The organism is Thauera sp. DNT-1 (assembly GCF_055393985.1).
Map to the genome: position 1 here is coordinate 1,000,679 of NZ_AP043752.1, position 14,249 is coordinate 1,014,927.

The 14,249-nt window shown below is 68.9% G+C and carries 15 protein-coding genes; 14 read left to right on the forward strand and 1 reads right to left on the reverse strand.

Going from position 1 to position 14,249, the window contains the following annotated elements; genetic code table 11:
• Window positions 1-50 precede the first annotated feature (50 nt).
• From ACZ5PP_RS04725 to ACZ5PP_RS04745, 5 genes are all read left to right on the forward strand, one after another.
• The gene (locus tag ACZ5PP_RS04725) at window positions 51-1,160 is read left to right on the forward strand and encodes an ABC transporter ATP-binding protein (RefSeq protein WP_004304095.1); all 1,110 of its coding nucleotides are present in this window, start codon (window positions 51-53) and stop codon (window positions 1,158-1,160) included.
• Window positions 1,157-1,864: a leucyl/phenylalanyl-tRNA--protein transferase gene (aat, locus tag ACZ5PP_RS04730; protein ID WP_004304098.1), complete on the forward strand. Its 708-nt coding sequence runs from the start codon at window positions 1,157-1,159 to the stop codon at window positions 1,862-1,864. Before ACZ5PP_RS04725 ends, aat begins: the two co-directional genes overlap by 4 nt.
• Before the next feature lie 30 nt (window positions 1,865-1,894).
• Window positions 1,895-2,623, forward strand: coding sequence for an arginyltransferase (locus ACZ5PP_RS04735; RefSeq protein WP_004304100.1), 729 nt, complete (start codon window positions 1,895-1,897; stop codon window positions 2,621-2,623).
• A gap of 42 nt (window positions 2,624-2,665) precedes the next feature.
• Entirely contained in the window at window positions 2,666-3,673 is a 1,008-nt protein-coding gene (locus ACZ5PP_RS04740; RefSeq protein ID WP_004304102.1) for a quinone-dependent dihydroorotate dehydrogenase, read from the forward strand.
• A 97-nt stretch (window positions 3,674-3,770) separates the two neighbouring features.
• Window positions 3,771-4,859, forward strand: a complete 1,089-nt coding sequence (locus tag ACZ5PP_RS04745) for a BMP family ABC transporter substrate-binding protein (protein ID WP_374616066.1) — start codon at window positions 3,771-3,773, stop codon at window positions 4,857-4,859.
• 77 nt (window positions 4,860-4,936) lie between these two features.
• Here ACZ5PP_RS04745 and ACZ5PP_RS04750 read toward each other — a convergent pair whose 3' ends face one another.
• Window positions 4,937-5,680 (reverse strand): N-acetylmuramoyl-L-alanine amidase family protein, encoded by a 744-nt coding sequence (locus ACZ5PP_RS04750; protein WP_374616065.1) that lies wholly within the window; start codon window positions 5,678-5,680, stop codon window positions 4,937-4,939.
• A 268-nt stretch (window positions 5,681-5,948) separates the two neighbouring features.
• Between ACZ5PP_RS04750 and ACZ5PP_RS04755 the strand changes: the two genes are divergently transcribed.
• The 9 genes from ACZ5PP_RS04755 to ACZ5PP_RS04795 all read left to right on the forward strand — a co-directional run bounded on the left by ACZ5PP_RS04755 (window position 5,949) and on the right by ACZ5PP_RS04795 (window position 14,249).
• Window positions 5,949-6,374, forward strand: a complete 426-nt coding sequence (locus ACZ5PP_RS04755) for a c-type cytochrome (RefSeq protein ID WP_012585569.1) — start codon at window positions 5,949-5,951, stop codon at window positions 6,372-6,374.
• A 31-nt stretch (window positions 6,375-6,405) separates the two neighbouring features.
• Window positions 6,406-7,788, forward strand: coding sequence for a cbb3-type cytochrome c oxidase subunit I (locus ACZ5PP_RS04760; RefSeq protein WP_012585570.1), 1,383 nt, complete (start codon window positions 6,406-6,408; stop codon window positions 7,786-7,788).
• Window positions 7,789-8,053: 265 nt separating this feature from the next.
• Window positions 8,054-9,100, forward strand: a complete 1,047-nt coding sequence (locus ACZ5PP_RS04765; protein ID WP_083854692.1) for a type I glyceraldehyde-3-phosphate dehydrogenase — start codon at window positions 8,054-8,056, stop codon at window positions 9,098-9,100.
• Window positions 9,101-9,166: 66 nt separating this feature from the next.
• Entirely contained in the window at window positions 9,167-9,781 is a 615-nt protein-coding gene (locus ACZ5PP_RS04770; RefSeq protein ID WP_004304115.1) for a cytochrome c oxidase subunit 3, read from the forward strand.
• Window positions 9,782-9,791: 10 nt separating this feature from the next.
• Window positions 9,792-10,073, forward strand: coding sequence for a cytochrome C oxidase subunit IV family protein (locus ACZ5PP_RS04775; protein ID WP_004304117.1), 282 nt, complete (start codon window positions 9,792-9,794; stop codon window positions 10,071-10,073).
• Window positions 10,070-10,870 (forward strand): CbbQ/NirQ/NorQ/GpvN family protein, encoded by an 801-nt coding sequence (locus ACZ5PP_RS04780; RefSeq protein ID WP_004304119.1) that lies wholly within the window; start codon window positions 10,070-10,072, stop codon window positions 10,868-10,870. The genes ACZ5PP_RS04775 and ACZ5PP_RS04780 overlap by 4 nt, the downstream gene beginning before the upstream one ends.
• A 16-nt stretch (window positions 10,871-10,886) precedes the next feature.
• Window positions 10,887-11,294 (forward strand): magnetosome magnetite crystal formation protein family, encoded by a 408-nt coding sequence (locus ACZ5PP_RS04785; protein WP_004304121.1) that lies wholly within the window; start codon window positions 10,887-10,889, stop codon window positions 11,292-11,294.
• A 17-nt stretch (window positions 11,295-11,311) separates the two neighbouring features.
• Window positions 11,312-12,331, forward strand: a complete 1,020-nt coding sequence (locus tag ACZ5PP_RS04790; RefSeq protein ID WP_012585572.1) for a 4Fe-4S binding protein — start codon at window positions 11,312-11,314, stop codon at window positions 12,329-12,331.
• 4 nt (window positions 12,332-12,335) lie between these two features.
• Window positions 12,336-14,249, forward strand: coding sequence for a nitric oxide reductase activation protein NorD (locus tag ACZ5PP_RS04795; RefSeq protein WP_012585573.1), 1,914 nt, complete (start codon window positions 12,336-12,338; stop codon window positions 14,247-14,249).

Genomic DNA, 14,249 nt, shown 5'->3' on the forward strand with positions numbered 1-14,249 from the left:
AACACCGGGGTGCAATAATTCCCCACGCCCATAGGCCCTCGACGACCGCGATGTCCCACCTCGACCTTTCCCGCATCGACCTCGCCTTCGGCAGCCACCTCGTGGTCCGCCAGCTCTCACTGCAGCTCGAGAAGGGCCGCATCGGCTGCCTGCTCGGGCCTTCCGGCTGCGGCAAGACCACGGTGCTGCGCTGCATCGCCGGCTTCGAACGGCTGGCGGCCGGCGAGATCCGCCTCGACGGCGAGGTCGTCAGCACGCCGCGCCACATGCTGCCGCCCGAGCGCCGGCGCATCGGCATGGTGTTCCAGGACTATGCGCTCTTCCCGCATCTCTCGGTGGCGGACAATATCGGCTTCGGCCTCCGGCGCGACAGCGCCGCCGTGCGCAACGCGCGGGTGGACGAGCTGCTCGCGCTGGTCGGCCTCGCCGGACAGGGCCGCAAGTATCCGCACGAGATGTCCGGCGGCCAGCAGCAGCGCGTCGCGCTCGCGCGTGCACTCGCTCCCAAGCCCAGCCTGCTGCTGCTCGACGAGCCCTTCTCCAATCTCGACGTCGAATTGCGCGAACGCCTGTCGTACGAGGTGCGCGAGATCATCAAGGCCGCCGACACCACCGCGATCCTGGTCACCCACGACCAGCACGAGGCCTTCGCAGTGGCCGACGAGATCGGCATCATGCACGAGGGTCGCATCCAGCAATGGGATACGCCCTACAACCTCTACCACCGCCCGGCCAACCGCTTCGTCGCCGACTTCATCGGCCAGGGTGCCTTCCTGCGCGGCAAGGTGCTCGACGATCACCGCGTGCAGATCGAGCTCGGCGTGCTCGACAGCACGCAGCCGCTGGTGTGCTGCGCCGACTGCGCCGGTTGCGTGCATGGCAGCCCGGTCGACGTGCTGCTGCGCCCAGACGACCTCGTGCACGACGACGCCAGCGCGCTGCGCGCCGAGGTGGTGCATAAGGCTTTCCGCGGCGCAGACATCCTGTACACCCTGCGCCTGGCGGGCGGCGCGCGCGTGCTCTCGCTGGTGCCCAGCCACCACAACCACGCCATCGGCGAGCGCATCGGCATCCGCCTCGACGTCGACCACGTCGTCACCTTCTCCGACGAGCGCGCCGACGAGTGCGCGCCCGCCCATCCCGCAGCGTCTCTGGCATGATCCCCTGGCTGGGCGCGGAGCCGGGCTTCCCCGCCGACGAGCGCGCTTTGCGCGAACCCAACGGGCTGCTCGCCGCCGGTGGCGCGCTCACCCCACCCTGGCTGCTCGCCGCCTACCGCCGCGGCATCTTCCCCTGGTTCAGCGAGGGCGAACCCATCCTGTGGTGGACACCCGACCCTCGCCTGGTGCTCGTGCCCGACGAATTCCACGTCAGCCATTCGCTGCGCAAGACCCTGCGCCGACGGCGCTTCGAGGTCAGGACGGACACCGCCTTCGCCGAGGTGCTGCTGGCCTGCGCCGCGGCGCGCGCCGGCGGCCCGGGCACCTGGATCACCCCCGCGATGCGCGCCGCCTACCAGCGCATGCACGAACTGGGCTGGGCGCACAGTGTCGAATGCTGGCGAGAGGGCCGGCTGGTGGGCGGACTCTACGGCATGGCGATCGGCCGCGTGTTCTTCGGCGAGTCGATGTTCGCGCGCGAGACCGACGCCTCCAAGGTGGCGCTCGCCCATCTCGCGCGGCTGCTCGCCGAACGCGGCTATGGCATGATCGACTGCCAGATGACCACCGCCCACCTGTGCTCGCTCGGTGCACGCGAGGTGCCGAGGGCGCGTTTCACCGCCGCCCTGCGCCAGTGGGCGCACGACGGCCCGGCGCCGCAGCGCTGGGCCGAGCGAACAATGCAGGACTTCGACTGGAACTGACGCAGGACGGCAAGTTGCACGACGGACGCGATGAAATCGGACTATCCCTACGCCCTCATCCAGTTCTACGCCACGGCGCCCTACGCATGCTCCTACCTCGCCGGGCGGAGCGCGCGCTCGCAGGTCGCCACCCCGGGCCATCTCATCGACCCGCAGGTCTATAGCGAACTCGTGCGCCGCGGCTTTCGCCGCAGCGGGGTGTTCACCTACCGCCCCTATTGCGACCACTGCCAGGCCTGCGTGCCGGTGCGCGTGCCGGTCGAGCGCTTCCAGCCCGACCGCAGCCAGCGCAGGACATGGGCTCGACATGCAGATCTGATCCCGATCGAGCGTCCCCTCGAATTCGTCGAGGAGCACTACCAGCTCTACCAGCGCTACCAGACCGCCCGCCACGCCGGCGGCGGCATGGACCTCGACAACCGCGAGCAGTACGCCCATTTCCTGCTGCAGAGCCATGTCGACACCCGCCTGGTGGAGTTCCGCAGCTATGGCAGCCTGCGCATGGTGAGCGTGATCGATCGCCTCACCGACGGCCTGTCGAGCGTCTACACCTTCTACGATCCAGACCAGCCGCGCAGCGCCTTCGGCACTTGGGGCGTGCTCTGGCAGATCGAGGCGTGCAGGGTGCTCGGACTGCCGCACGTGTACCTGGGCTACTGGATCGGCGAGAGCCCGAAGATGGCCTACAAGGCGCGCTTCCGCCCGCTCGAGGCGCTGATCGACGGCGACTGGCAGCCCTTTCCGGGCGATTTCGCCTGATCACGGCGCCCGGCGGTCGGGTCGACTCGCTACAATCTCGCGATGCTCTACGAACTCGCCCGCCCCCTCCTGTTCGCGCTCGACCCCGAGACCGCCCACAACCTCACCCTGCATGGCCTGCACTATGCCGGCAAGCTGCTGCCCGCCGCCGAGCCGGAGCCGGCGAGCGCGGTCGAGGTCATGGGCCTGCGCTTTCCCAACCGCGTCGGCCTCGCCGCCGGGCTCGACAAGAACGGCGAGGCGATCGACGGCCTCGCCCGCCTCGGTTTCGGCTTCCTCGAGATCGGCACGATCACGCCGCGCCCGCAGCCGGGCAACCCCCGCCCGCGCATGTTCCGCCTGCCCGAGGTGCGGGGCATCATCAATCGCATGGGCTTCAACAACCACGGCGTCGACGTCCTGCTCGCGCACGTGCGTGCGGCGAAGTACCGCGGCATCCTCGGCATCAACATCGGCAAGAACTTCGACACTCCGATCGAGCGTGCCGCCGACGACTACCTCGCCTGCCTGGAAAAAGTGTACGCCCTGGCGAGCTACGTCACGGTGAACATCTCCTCGCCCAACACCAAGAACCTGCGCCAGCTGCAGGGCGAATCCGAACTCGACGACCTCCTCGGCCGCCTCAAGGCGGCGCAGACCCGCCTCACCGAGCAACATGGGCGCTACGTCCCGCTCACCCTCAAGATCGCCCCCGACCTCGACGACGCGCAGGTGAGCAACATCGCCGACGCGCTGCGCCGCCACCGCATCGACGGCGTGATCGCCACCAATACCACGATCGCGCGCGACAAGGTGCAGGGCATCGCCCACGGCAACGAACAGGGCGGCCTGTCGGGCGCGCCGGTGTTCGAGGCTTCCACCGCCGTGGTGCGCAAGCTCGCGCACGCGCTCGCCGGCGAGTTGCCGATCATCGCCGCCGGAGGCGTGCTCGAGGGCGCACAGGCGCGCGCCAAGCTCGAGGCCGGCGCCGCTTTGGTTCAGCTCTACAGCGGACTCATCTACCGCGGCCCGGCACTGGTGCGCGAATGCGTGCGCGCCACCGCGGGGTGAGTCCTTCCCCGACCTCTTCCTTCACCCGGCGAGCAGCACGCCGCGCTCGTCCGCAGCGGCGCCCGTGCCGACCTTCCGACCCTCCGAGGAGCCCAAGATGACTCATCGCCGCCAGTTCGTCCTCTCCGCCGCCGCGCTTGCGGTCGCAGCCACCCTGCCCTTCGCCGCCCACGCCGCGGACGCCGCGAAGGTCGGCTTCGTCTATGTGAGCCCGATCGGCGATGCCGGCTGGACCTACCAGCACGACCTCGGTCGCAAGGAGCTCGAGAAGACGCTCGGCGGCAGGATCGAGACGCGCTACGTCGAGAACGTCGCGGAAGGTGCCGATGCCGAGCGCGTGATCCGCGAGTTCGCCGCCAGCGGCAGCAAGATCGTGTTCGCCACCAGCTTCGGCTACATGAACTACGTCGAGCGTGTCGCCCGCCAGTTCCCCAACGTCACCTTCCTGCACGCCACCGGCTACAAGTCGGCGAAGAACTTCGCGCCCTACAACGCGCGCTTCTACGAAGGCCGCTACCTCAACGGCGTGATCGCCGGCAAGATGACCAAGTCCAACGTCCTCGGCTACGTCGGCGCCTTCCCGATCCCCGAGGTGCTGCAGGGCATCAACGCGTTCACCCTGGGCGCGCGCAGCGTGAACCCGAACGTCGAGGTGCGGGTGATCTGGGCCAACAGCTGGTACGACCCGGGCAAGGAGCGCGAGGCGGCGATGACCCTGATCTCGCAGGGCGCCGACATGCTCACCCACCACACCGACTCCACCGCCACCGTCCAGGCCGCGGAAGAAAAGGGCGTGTACGCCTTCGGCTACCACTCCGACATGTCGAAGTACGCGCCCAAGTCCCAGCTCACCGCCACCACCCACCACTGGGGCGAGTTCTACGCCCGCACCGTCGACGCGGTGCTCGGGGGCACGTGGAAGCCGGAGGGCGTGTGGGGTGGCATGAAGGACGGCATGATCCGCCTCGCCCCGCTCAACCCGGCGATTCCGGCCGACGTGCAGGCCATGGTCAAGGAACTCCAGGGCCGCATCACCGCCGGCAGCCTGCATCCCTTCACCGGCCCGGTGCTCGACCAGGCCGGGAAGGAACGCCTCGCCGCCGGTGCGGTGATGGACGATGCCACCCTGGGCAAGATGGACTACTTCGTCCAGGGCGTCGGTTCGCGCCTGCCCACCGCCAAGTAAGCCTGCTTCCCCACCACGTCGGTTCCACCCGGCGACGAGACCGCCCCCGTGCGGAGCGGGCAGCCCCCCCGCTCGCTTCACGGCGTGGGGGGGTCGGCGCGATCCGGGCGGTCCGCCCACGCCTCGTCGTCAGCCGGAAGGCCGTTGCGCAGGCAGGCCGAGATCCCGGTGGCGATCGCGTCGGCCATGCGCGCCTGGCGTTCGGGGTCGCGCAGCAACAGTTCCTCGTCGCGGTTTTTCAGGATGCCGGCTTCGAACAGCACTGCCGGCATGCGCGCGTGGCGCAGCACCGCCAGCCCGTCGTAGTAGTGCACGGCGTGCTCGCGGTCGGCGTAGCTGCGCCGGCGGCCGTTCTTGTGCGTGGGCTCGAAACCCATGCGCTGCAGGCGGGCGCCGATCGCACGCGCACACAGGATGCTCATGGCCGTATCGGGGTTGTCGCGCGAGACGAAGAGCGAATGCCCGGCGAACTCGTCGTTGTAGTCGAGCGCACGCCCCTCCCAGGTCCACGGGCGCAACTCGACGGCATTGACCGAGTCGTGATGCAGCGAGAGCAGGAAGGCCGCTCCGGCCTCGCCGGCGGCCTGCGGCCGCGCGCGCAGGCTCGCGATGCGGCCGTCGGCGTTGATGGTGCTCACCGCCCAGCCGCGCGCGTGCAGTGCATCGACCACATGCACGGAAAGATCGCGGTTGAACTCGAACTCGCTGCGGCCGCGCGCGCTCGTCGCCCCGGGCGCGTCCAGGGTGTGGCCGACGTCGACAGCGACCGGCCCGGGCCCCTCGCCGCCAGCCAGCGCCCCCCCCGCGATCGCCGCCAGCAAGAGCGCAAGCAGCCCGTCGCGCGGCGCACGCCGCCACGCATCCCCGGTCCGTGCGTGCCCCGAGGCCTGCAAAGACCCGCAAAGCGAGCGCCCATGCGGATGGAAAAGTTCCACTCGGGCTACATCTTGATTCAAATCATGGAGAGCGCGGGTGCCCGCCGTGACAATCCGCCCACCATCGGCATTGCCGTGGACAGTTGTACCCCTGACCCACGCGGGCGAACCGAGACCTTCCTGACAAAACGAGACAAGCGATGAGGAGTACTCCATGAGCGGTATTTTCACAAAATCGATGGCGCGGAACATCTTCTACGGGGGGACGACGTTCTTCTTCCTGTTGTTCCTGGCGCTCACCTTCGACACCGAGCGCGAGCTGCCCAACCGGGACAACCGCGCCGCCATCACCCCCGAGGTTGCCGCCGGCAAGCACATCTGGGAAACCCGCAACTGTCTGGGCTGCCACACGCTGCTCGGCGAGGGCGCCTACTTCGCTCCCGAACTCGGCAACGTCTACAAGCGCCGCGGCGGCGACTTCATCAAGGGCTGGATGCAGGCCATGCCCACCGGAGCCCCCGGCCGTCGCCAGATGCCGCAGTTCAACCTCACCGATGAAGAGCTCGACCAGCTGGTGGCCTTCCTGAAGTACACCTCGGAAATCAACACTGCCAACTGGCCGCCCAACATCGAGGGCTGATCGGAACTCTGGAGACCACAAGGGGATATCCATGCAATACAAATCACAAGCGGTCGCCATGCCCTACTTCATCGCGGCGATCGGTCTGTTCGTGGGGCAAATCATCTTCGGCCTGATTCTGGGCCTGCAGTACGTCGTCGGGGACTTCCTGTTCCCGGAGATCCCGTTCAACGTCGCGCGGATGGTTCACACCAACCTGCTGATCGTGTGGCTGCTGTTCGGCTTCATGGGTGCGGCCTACTACCTGATCCCGGAAGAGACCGAGACCGAACTCTTCAGCCCGAAGCTGGCGCTGGCGATGTTCTGGATCTTCCTGGTGGCCGGTGCGCTGACCATCGTGGGCTACCTGCTCGTGCCTTACAGCACGCTGGCGTCCATGACGGGCAACGACATCCTCGCCACCATGGGCCGGGAGTTCCTCGAGCAGCCGCTGTTGACCAAGATCGGCATCGTGATCGTCGCGCTCGCCTTCCTGTTCAACATCACGATGACCGTGCTCAAGGGCCGCAAGACCGTCATCAGCATCGTGCTGCTGCTCGGCTTGTGGGGTCTGGCGATCTTCTTCCTGTTCTCCTTCTACAACCCGGTCAACCTCGTCCGCGACAAGTTCTACTGGTGGTGGGTGGTTCACCTCTGGGTGGAAGGCGTGTGGGAACTGATCATGGCCGCGATGCTCGCCTTCGTGCTCATCAAGGTCACCGGTGTAGACCGTGAAGTGATCGAGAAGTGGCTGTACGTCATCATCACCCTGGCGCTCGTGACCGGCATCATCGGTACCGGCCACCACTACTTCTGGATCGGCACGCCGGAATACTGGCAGTGGTGGGGTTCGATCTTCTCCGCGCTGGAGCCGATCCCCTTCTTCGCCATGACCGTCTTCGCGTTCAACATGGTCAACCGTCGTCGTCGCGAGCACCCGAACAAGGCTGCCGTGCTGTGGGCGCTCGGTACCGGCGTGATGGCCTTCCTCGGCGCTGGCGTGTGGGGCTTCCTGCACACCCTGGCTCCGGTGAACTACTTCACCCACGGCTCGCAGATCACCGCCGCGCACGGTCACATGGCGTTCTACGGCGCCTACGTGATGGTCGTGATCACCATGATCAGCTATGCCATGCCGATCCTGCGCGGCCGCGCCGCCAACTCGACCAAGGCGCAAGTGCTGGAGATGTGGGCGTTCTGGCTGATGACCATCGCGATGGTCTTCATCACCCTGTTCCTGACCGCCGCCGGCATCCTGCAGGTCTGGCTGCAGCGCGTGTCCGACACCCCGATGTCCTTCATGGCCACCCAGGATCAGCTGATGCTGTTCTACTGGATGCGCGAATGGGCGGGCGTGATGTTCTTCATCGGCCTGCTGGCCTATCTCGCCAGCTTCTTCGTGAAGGGCGATGCCAAGGGGGTCGTGCACGGCTGAGCCCTGCCGACCGAAATGCGGTAACAAGCCTGGATCATCCAGGGTAAGGGGTTGGGGCGGCGCGAGCCGCCCCTCTTTTTTTGCGTGCCACGCTCGCAGCATGGAGCGGCCGCTAGAATGTCGGGCTTCGTCCGCGCCCGAACGGCACTCCGCTGCCACCGGATCCCCCCGGCGCGCGCGTCCCATCGCCTCCGCTCGCTCCCCTCCGCCCGTGCCCAACGCCTCCCTTCCGCCCTCCCCGCCGTCCCACGACGCACCTCCCGTCCTGCACCCGAGCGGCGTCGAGCGCCCCTTCCGCATCGCGATCAACGGCTACGGCCGCATCGGTCGTTGCTACCTGCGTGCCCTGCACGAAGCCGGCCTCGCCGAGCGCTACCGCATCGTCGCGATCAACGAGCCTGCGGACCTCGCCAGCATCGCCTACCTCACCCGCTTCGACTCGACCCATGGCAGGTTTCCGGGGGTGGTGGACCGCAGCGAGCGCGAGCTGATCGTGGACGGTCATGCGATCCACGTGAGCCACGCGAGCACCCCGGAAGAGGTCGACTGGACCGTGCTGGGGCTCGATCTCGTCGTCGAGTGCTCCGGACAGTACGGCGGACGCCGCGACTTGCAGCGCTTCATCGCTGCCGGCTGCCCGCGACTCCTGCTGTCGCACCCCGGCAACGGCGCCGAGGATGTGGATGTCACAGTGGTGTTCGGCATCAACGAGGACGAGCTGCGCGGCCCCGGGCGCCTGGTGTCTAACGCGTCGTGCACCACCAACGCCGTGGTCCCGGTGCTCGACTGCCTGCACCGCGAGATCGGCATCGAGCAGGCCCTGCTCACCACACTGCATTCGGCGATGAACGACCAGCCGCTGATCGACGGCTACCACCACGCCGACCTGCGCCGCACGCGCTCGGCGATGCAGTCGATCATCCCGGTGTCGACCGGCCTGGCGCGCGGCGTCGAACGCCTGCTGCCGGCGCTCGCCGGACGCGTCCAGGCGAAGGCGATCCGCGTGCCCACCCACAACGTCTCGGCGATCGACATGGTGCTGAGCTTCGGCCGCGAGGTCTCGGCCGAGGCCGTCAACCGCCTGCTGCGCGAGACCGCCGCCGGGCCGCAGCGTGGCCTGCTCGCGTGCTCCGACGAGGCGCACGCCTCGATCGACTTCAACCACGACCCGCACTCGGCGATCATCGACTGCAGCCAGACGCGCGCAGTCGGAGCGAAGATGCTCAACCTGGTGGTGTGGTTCGACAACGAATGGGGCTTCGCCAGCCGCATGGTCGACGTCACCCGGCGCTGGCTGGCGGCGGCGGGCTGAACACGAACGAATCCCAATTAACCACGATCAAGTTAAACCCGCGCCCTTCTGCCTAGACTGCGCCGCATGAATACCGTCACCACTCCGCCGAGTTCCCTGCCGGCCGGCGGACCGGCACAGGCGCACGGCCCCCGCCTTGCGGGCGACCTCGCGATCTGGTTCTTCATCCTCGCCGAGCTGCTCGCCTTCGGGGTCTTCTTCGCCGCCTACGCCTTCGCGCGCGCCAAAAACATCGAACTCTTCGCCGCCGAGCAGGCCGCACTCAACCGCAACGCGGGCGCGCTCAACACCGTGCTGCTGCTCACTGCGAGCTACTTCGTGGTGCGCGCCGTGCAGGCCGCCGAGGCCCAGGCCTCGCGACAGTGCGCCAACTGGCTGGGCGGCGCGATCCTCACCGGCCTCGGCTTCATCGTCGTCAAGCTGAGCGAGTACGCCGCAGCGTTCGAGCACAACATCAGCCTCTCGAGCAGCACCTTCCACATGTTCTACCTGTCGCTGACCTTCTTCCACTTCATGCATGTGATCCTGGGTCTGGTAATCCTGATCGCGATGTGGAACGGCGCGCGCCAGGGCCGCTACCGCCCGGGCGAGATGAACGGACTGGAGACCGGCGCCGCCTACTGGCACATGGTCGACCTGGTCTGGCTGATCCTCTTCCCGCTCGTCTACGTCATCCACTGAGGAGCCCGCCATGAGCGCACGCATGCACGGAACGCCCCGCGGCTCCACGATCCTGTTCGCCACCCTGATCCTCGCCACCGTCGCCACCTGGGGCATGGGCTCGCTCGGCGTGACCGGCACCTGGGGCGTCGCCATCCTCGCCGCGATCTCGTTCTGGAAGGGCGCGGTGGTCATCCTCGATTTCATGGCGCTGCGCCATGCACCGCTGCTCTGGCGCGCGATCACGATGGGCTGGATCATCGTCGTCTGGGCGCTGATCGCCATCGCCTACATCAAGGGACTCGCCCAATGAAGCCCGATACGCCCAACCTCGACATTCCCTTCTACCAACCCGCCGGCGACGAGGTGGACATCTTCCAGCACGCCTGGAAGAACCGCCTGCCCCTGCTGATCAAGGGCCCCACCGGCTGCGGCAAGACGCGCTTCGTCTCGCACATGGCCGCCCGCCTCGGCCTGCCCCTGTACACCGTGGCCTGCCACGACGACCTCACCGCCTCCGACCTGGTCGGCCGCCACCTGATCGGCGACGGCAAGACGATGTGGTGCGACGGCCCGCTCACCCGCGCGGTACGCGAAGGCGGCATCTGCTACCTCGACGAGGTGGTCGAGGCACGCAAGGACACCACCGTGGTGCTGCACCCGCTCGCCGACGACCGTCGCGTGCTGCCGATCGACCGCACCGGCGAGCTCCTCGAGGCGCCACCCTCCTTCATGCTGGTGGTGTCCTACAACCCCGGCTACCAGAACCTGCTCAAGGGCATGAAGCCTTCGACCCGCCAGCGCTTCGTCAGCCTGCGCTTCGACTTCCCGCGCCCCGAGCAGGAAGAGGCGGTGCTGATCGGCGAGACCGCCTGCGCACCGGACCTGGCCAAGCGCCTGGTTGCCATCGCCAACGCGCTGCGCGCGCTCAAGGACCGCGACCTGGAAGAGGCCGCGAGCACCCGCCTGCTCGTGTATACCGCCCTGCTCGTCAAGGACGGCATGGACCCGGTCGCCGCCAGCCGGGTCGGCATCGTCGAGAGCCTGACCGACGACGCCGACGTCGCCGAGGGACTGATGGAGGTGGTCGCCGCCACCTTCGGCCGCTGAAGGCCGGGACATCGAGATGGAAATCAAGCGCGCCGATCCGCTCCGCCACGTCATGCCCGGCCCGCGCCTGGCGGTCGTCGCCGAGGCGCTGTTCCTGATCAACCTGATGCTCCTGCCCGGGCTGGCATTCCTCGCGCTGATGGTGCTGTGGTACCTGCATCGCGGGCACCCCGATCCGCTGGTGCGCAATCACCTGCGCCAGACCGGGTGGACCTGCATCTGGGGCGGGCTGCTGCTGGTCGTGATCAGCGTCGCGATCTTCCTGCTCGGCGGCTTCGACAATCCGTGGACCTGGGTGATCGGGGTGCTCTATTTCACCTTCGTCCACTCGAGCCTGATCCTGCTCGGCGTGATGGGCCTGTCGCGCGCGATCAACGGCCGCAGCTGGCGCTTCCCGGTGTTCGGACCGCGCGAGCCCTCCTGAGCCGGCCGGTGACCACGATGAACACCGGAGCCCCTGCGCGCAAACCGCAGCGCGTCATCCCGATCGCGACCGCCCCTGCGGGCGATGCGGCCGCCGCCGCGGCGATGCAGCGCCGCCGGCGTGCGTTCCAGGCCGGCTTCTTCGCGCTCTTCGTGCTCGCGCCGGTATTCGATCTCTTCCGCTACGACCTCGACGCCGACCACGCCTGGCTGCTCGGCATGGAATGGCGGCTCGGCCTCGACCCCTTCCTCGCCGGCCAGGCGAGCGCACTCGAGGCGGCCGGGAGCATCATCCTGAATCTCTTCGTGCCCCTGCTCGCGCTCGCCGCGCTGGTCATCGGCGCGGCGTGGAAGTGGGGACGGCTGTACTGCGGCTGGCTGTGCCCGCACTTCTCGGTGGTGGAGTCGATCAACCGGCTGATGGCGCGCGCTTCGGGCAAGGCCTCGGTATGGGACCGCCACCTGCTGCCGGCGTGGAAGCCCGACGGCCGCCCCGCGCGGGTGGACGCGCGCTGGTGGGGCGTCGTCGTGCCGGCGGCGGTGGGCTTCGCCTTCCTGTGGGCGGTGGTGCTGCTCACCTACCTGCTGCCGCCCGCGCAGGTGTACGGCAACCTCTTCGCCGGCGAGCTCACGCGCAACCAGGCGATCTTCCTCACCGCGGCCACGGTGGTGCTGAGCCTCGAGTTCCTCTTCGCACGTCACCTGTTCTGCCGCTTCGTGTGCGCCGTCGGGCTGTTCCAGAGCCTGGCCTGGATGGGCAACCGCGACGCGCTGGTGGTCGGCTTCGAGCGCGAGCGCGCGAGCGATTGCTCGAACTGCCTGCCCGACCGCCAGTCCGCCTGCGACGCCGCCTGCCCGATGCGGCTGCGCCCGCGCAACATCAAGCGCCACATGTTCACCTGCACCCAGTGCCGCCAATGCGTCGACGCCTGCGCGACCACCCAGCACGCCAACCCGCAGGGGCCGCTGCTGTCCTGGGTGGCCGGCGAGGCGGCGCGCCAGAACGAGGCCGGGTTCCGCGCACTCAAGGATCGCTGACGCCATGGAAGAAACCGTAGGCCTGCTCTGGCACCGCCTCATCACCCGCGCCGCCGGCGGACACTTCCCCAAGGCGGCGGTCCGCCTGCGCGACATCGAGAAGACCGCGGGCGTGTTCTTCCGCGCCCTCGGCGGCGACCCCGGCCTGCGCCTGGCGGCCGCCACCACCGACGAGCATGGCGCGCGGCGCAGCCTGCTGCAGCGCATCGCCGGCGCCGACGAACGCGTCGCGCGCGCGCGCATGGACGTGTCCACGCTGCGCCTGCCGCCCGAGCTCGACGTGCTGCCCGAGCGCGGCCTCAACCGCGACCTCTACCTCTGGCTCGCCGCCGTGGCCGCCGCGCCCCCCGCGGAGGATGGCGACGGCCACCCCGCGCTCGGCCCCGTGCCCGACGAGCCGATCGACGAGGCCGCCACCCGCGAGCTGCGCGAGAACCAGGCCGCCACCCTGCGCGCCCTGGCGCGCTGGCCGGGCATCCAGGCACGCTACCGCCGCCTGGTCGACGCGATGATCGCCCAGCGCCCCAGGCTCGACAAGCTGCCGCCCGCCGAGGCCGAACGCGAGAAGCTGATCCGCCTCGCCCTGCACGCCCCCGGCAGCGTCGCCGCCCTGCCCCGCCTGCCCGCCAAGGCGCGCGCCACCCAGCCCGTGCTGCTGTGGCTGAGCGAGTTCCACGCCAGCGCCGCGGGCGGCAGCGGCGGCGCCGGCGCGGGCGGCGAGCTCGGCGAGGCCGGCGCCAGCCGTCCCGGCAAGGACAGCAGCCGCCAGGCCCACCGTGTCGAGCGCCAGGAGAAAATGCCGGAAAAGCACGGCATGATCATCCCCTTCCGCGCCGAGAGCCTGCTGTCGGTGGCGGAGTTCATCAAGGTCCAGCGCAGCACCGACGACGAGCCCGACGACAACGCCGCCGACGCCGCCGCCAACCTCGACCACCTGTCGATCACCCGCGACGGCGAGCGCGTCGCCTCCAAGGTGCGCTTCGACCTCGACCTGCCCTCGGCTGCCGAGGACGACGTCGTGCTCGGCGACGGCATCCCGCTGCCCGAGTGGGACTACCGCAAGAACCTGCTGCTCGAGGACCACGTCCGCCTCGCCGAGCTCACCCCCTCGATCCACGACCCGCGCGCCGCCCCCTGCGCCCTGCCCGAGCACCTGCGCCGCACTGCGCGCCGGCTGCACCGCCAGTTCGCCGCGCTCACTCCGGGCAGACGCTGGCTCAAGGCGCAGGTCGACGGCACCGAGCTCGACCTCGACGCGGTGGTGCGCGCCGCCACCGACCGCGCCACCGGCCACCATCCGTCCGATCAGCTCTACCTCTCGCTCGAGAAGCGCGAGCGCGACCTCGCCTGCCTGGCGCTGGCCGATCTGTCGCTGTCGACCGATTCCTGGGTCTCCTCCGAGGCGCGTGTGATCGACGTCATCCGCGACTCGCTGCTGCTCTTCGGCGAAGCCCTGCTCGCCACCGGCGACAGCTTCGCGCTATGCGGCTTCTCCTCGGTCAAGCGCAGCAACGTGCGCTTCCACCGCCTCAAGGACTTCGACCAGCGCTTCGACGACCGCGCGCGCGGCCGCATCATGGCGATCAAGCCGGGCTACTACACCCGCCTGGGCGCGGCGATCCGCCACGCCACCACGATCCTCGACCGCCAGCGCGCCGCACGCCGCATCCTGCTGATCCTGTCCGACGGCAAACCCAACGACCTCGATCTCTACGACGGCCGCTACGGCATCGAGGACACCCGCGTCGCCGTCGTCGAGGCACGCAACCGCGGTGTGGTGCCGTTCTGCGTTACCATCGACCGCGAAGGCGCAAGCTACCTGCCGCACCTCTTCGGTCCGGCCGGCTACGCGGTGATCCGCCAACCCGACGAGTTGCCCGCACGCCTGCCCATGTTCTATGCCCAGCTCACCCGCTGA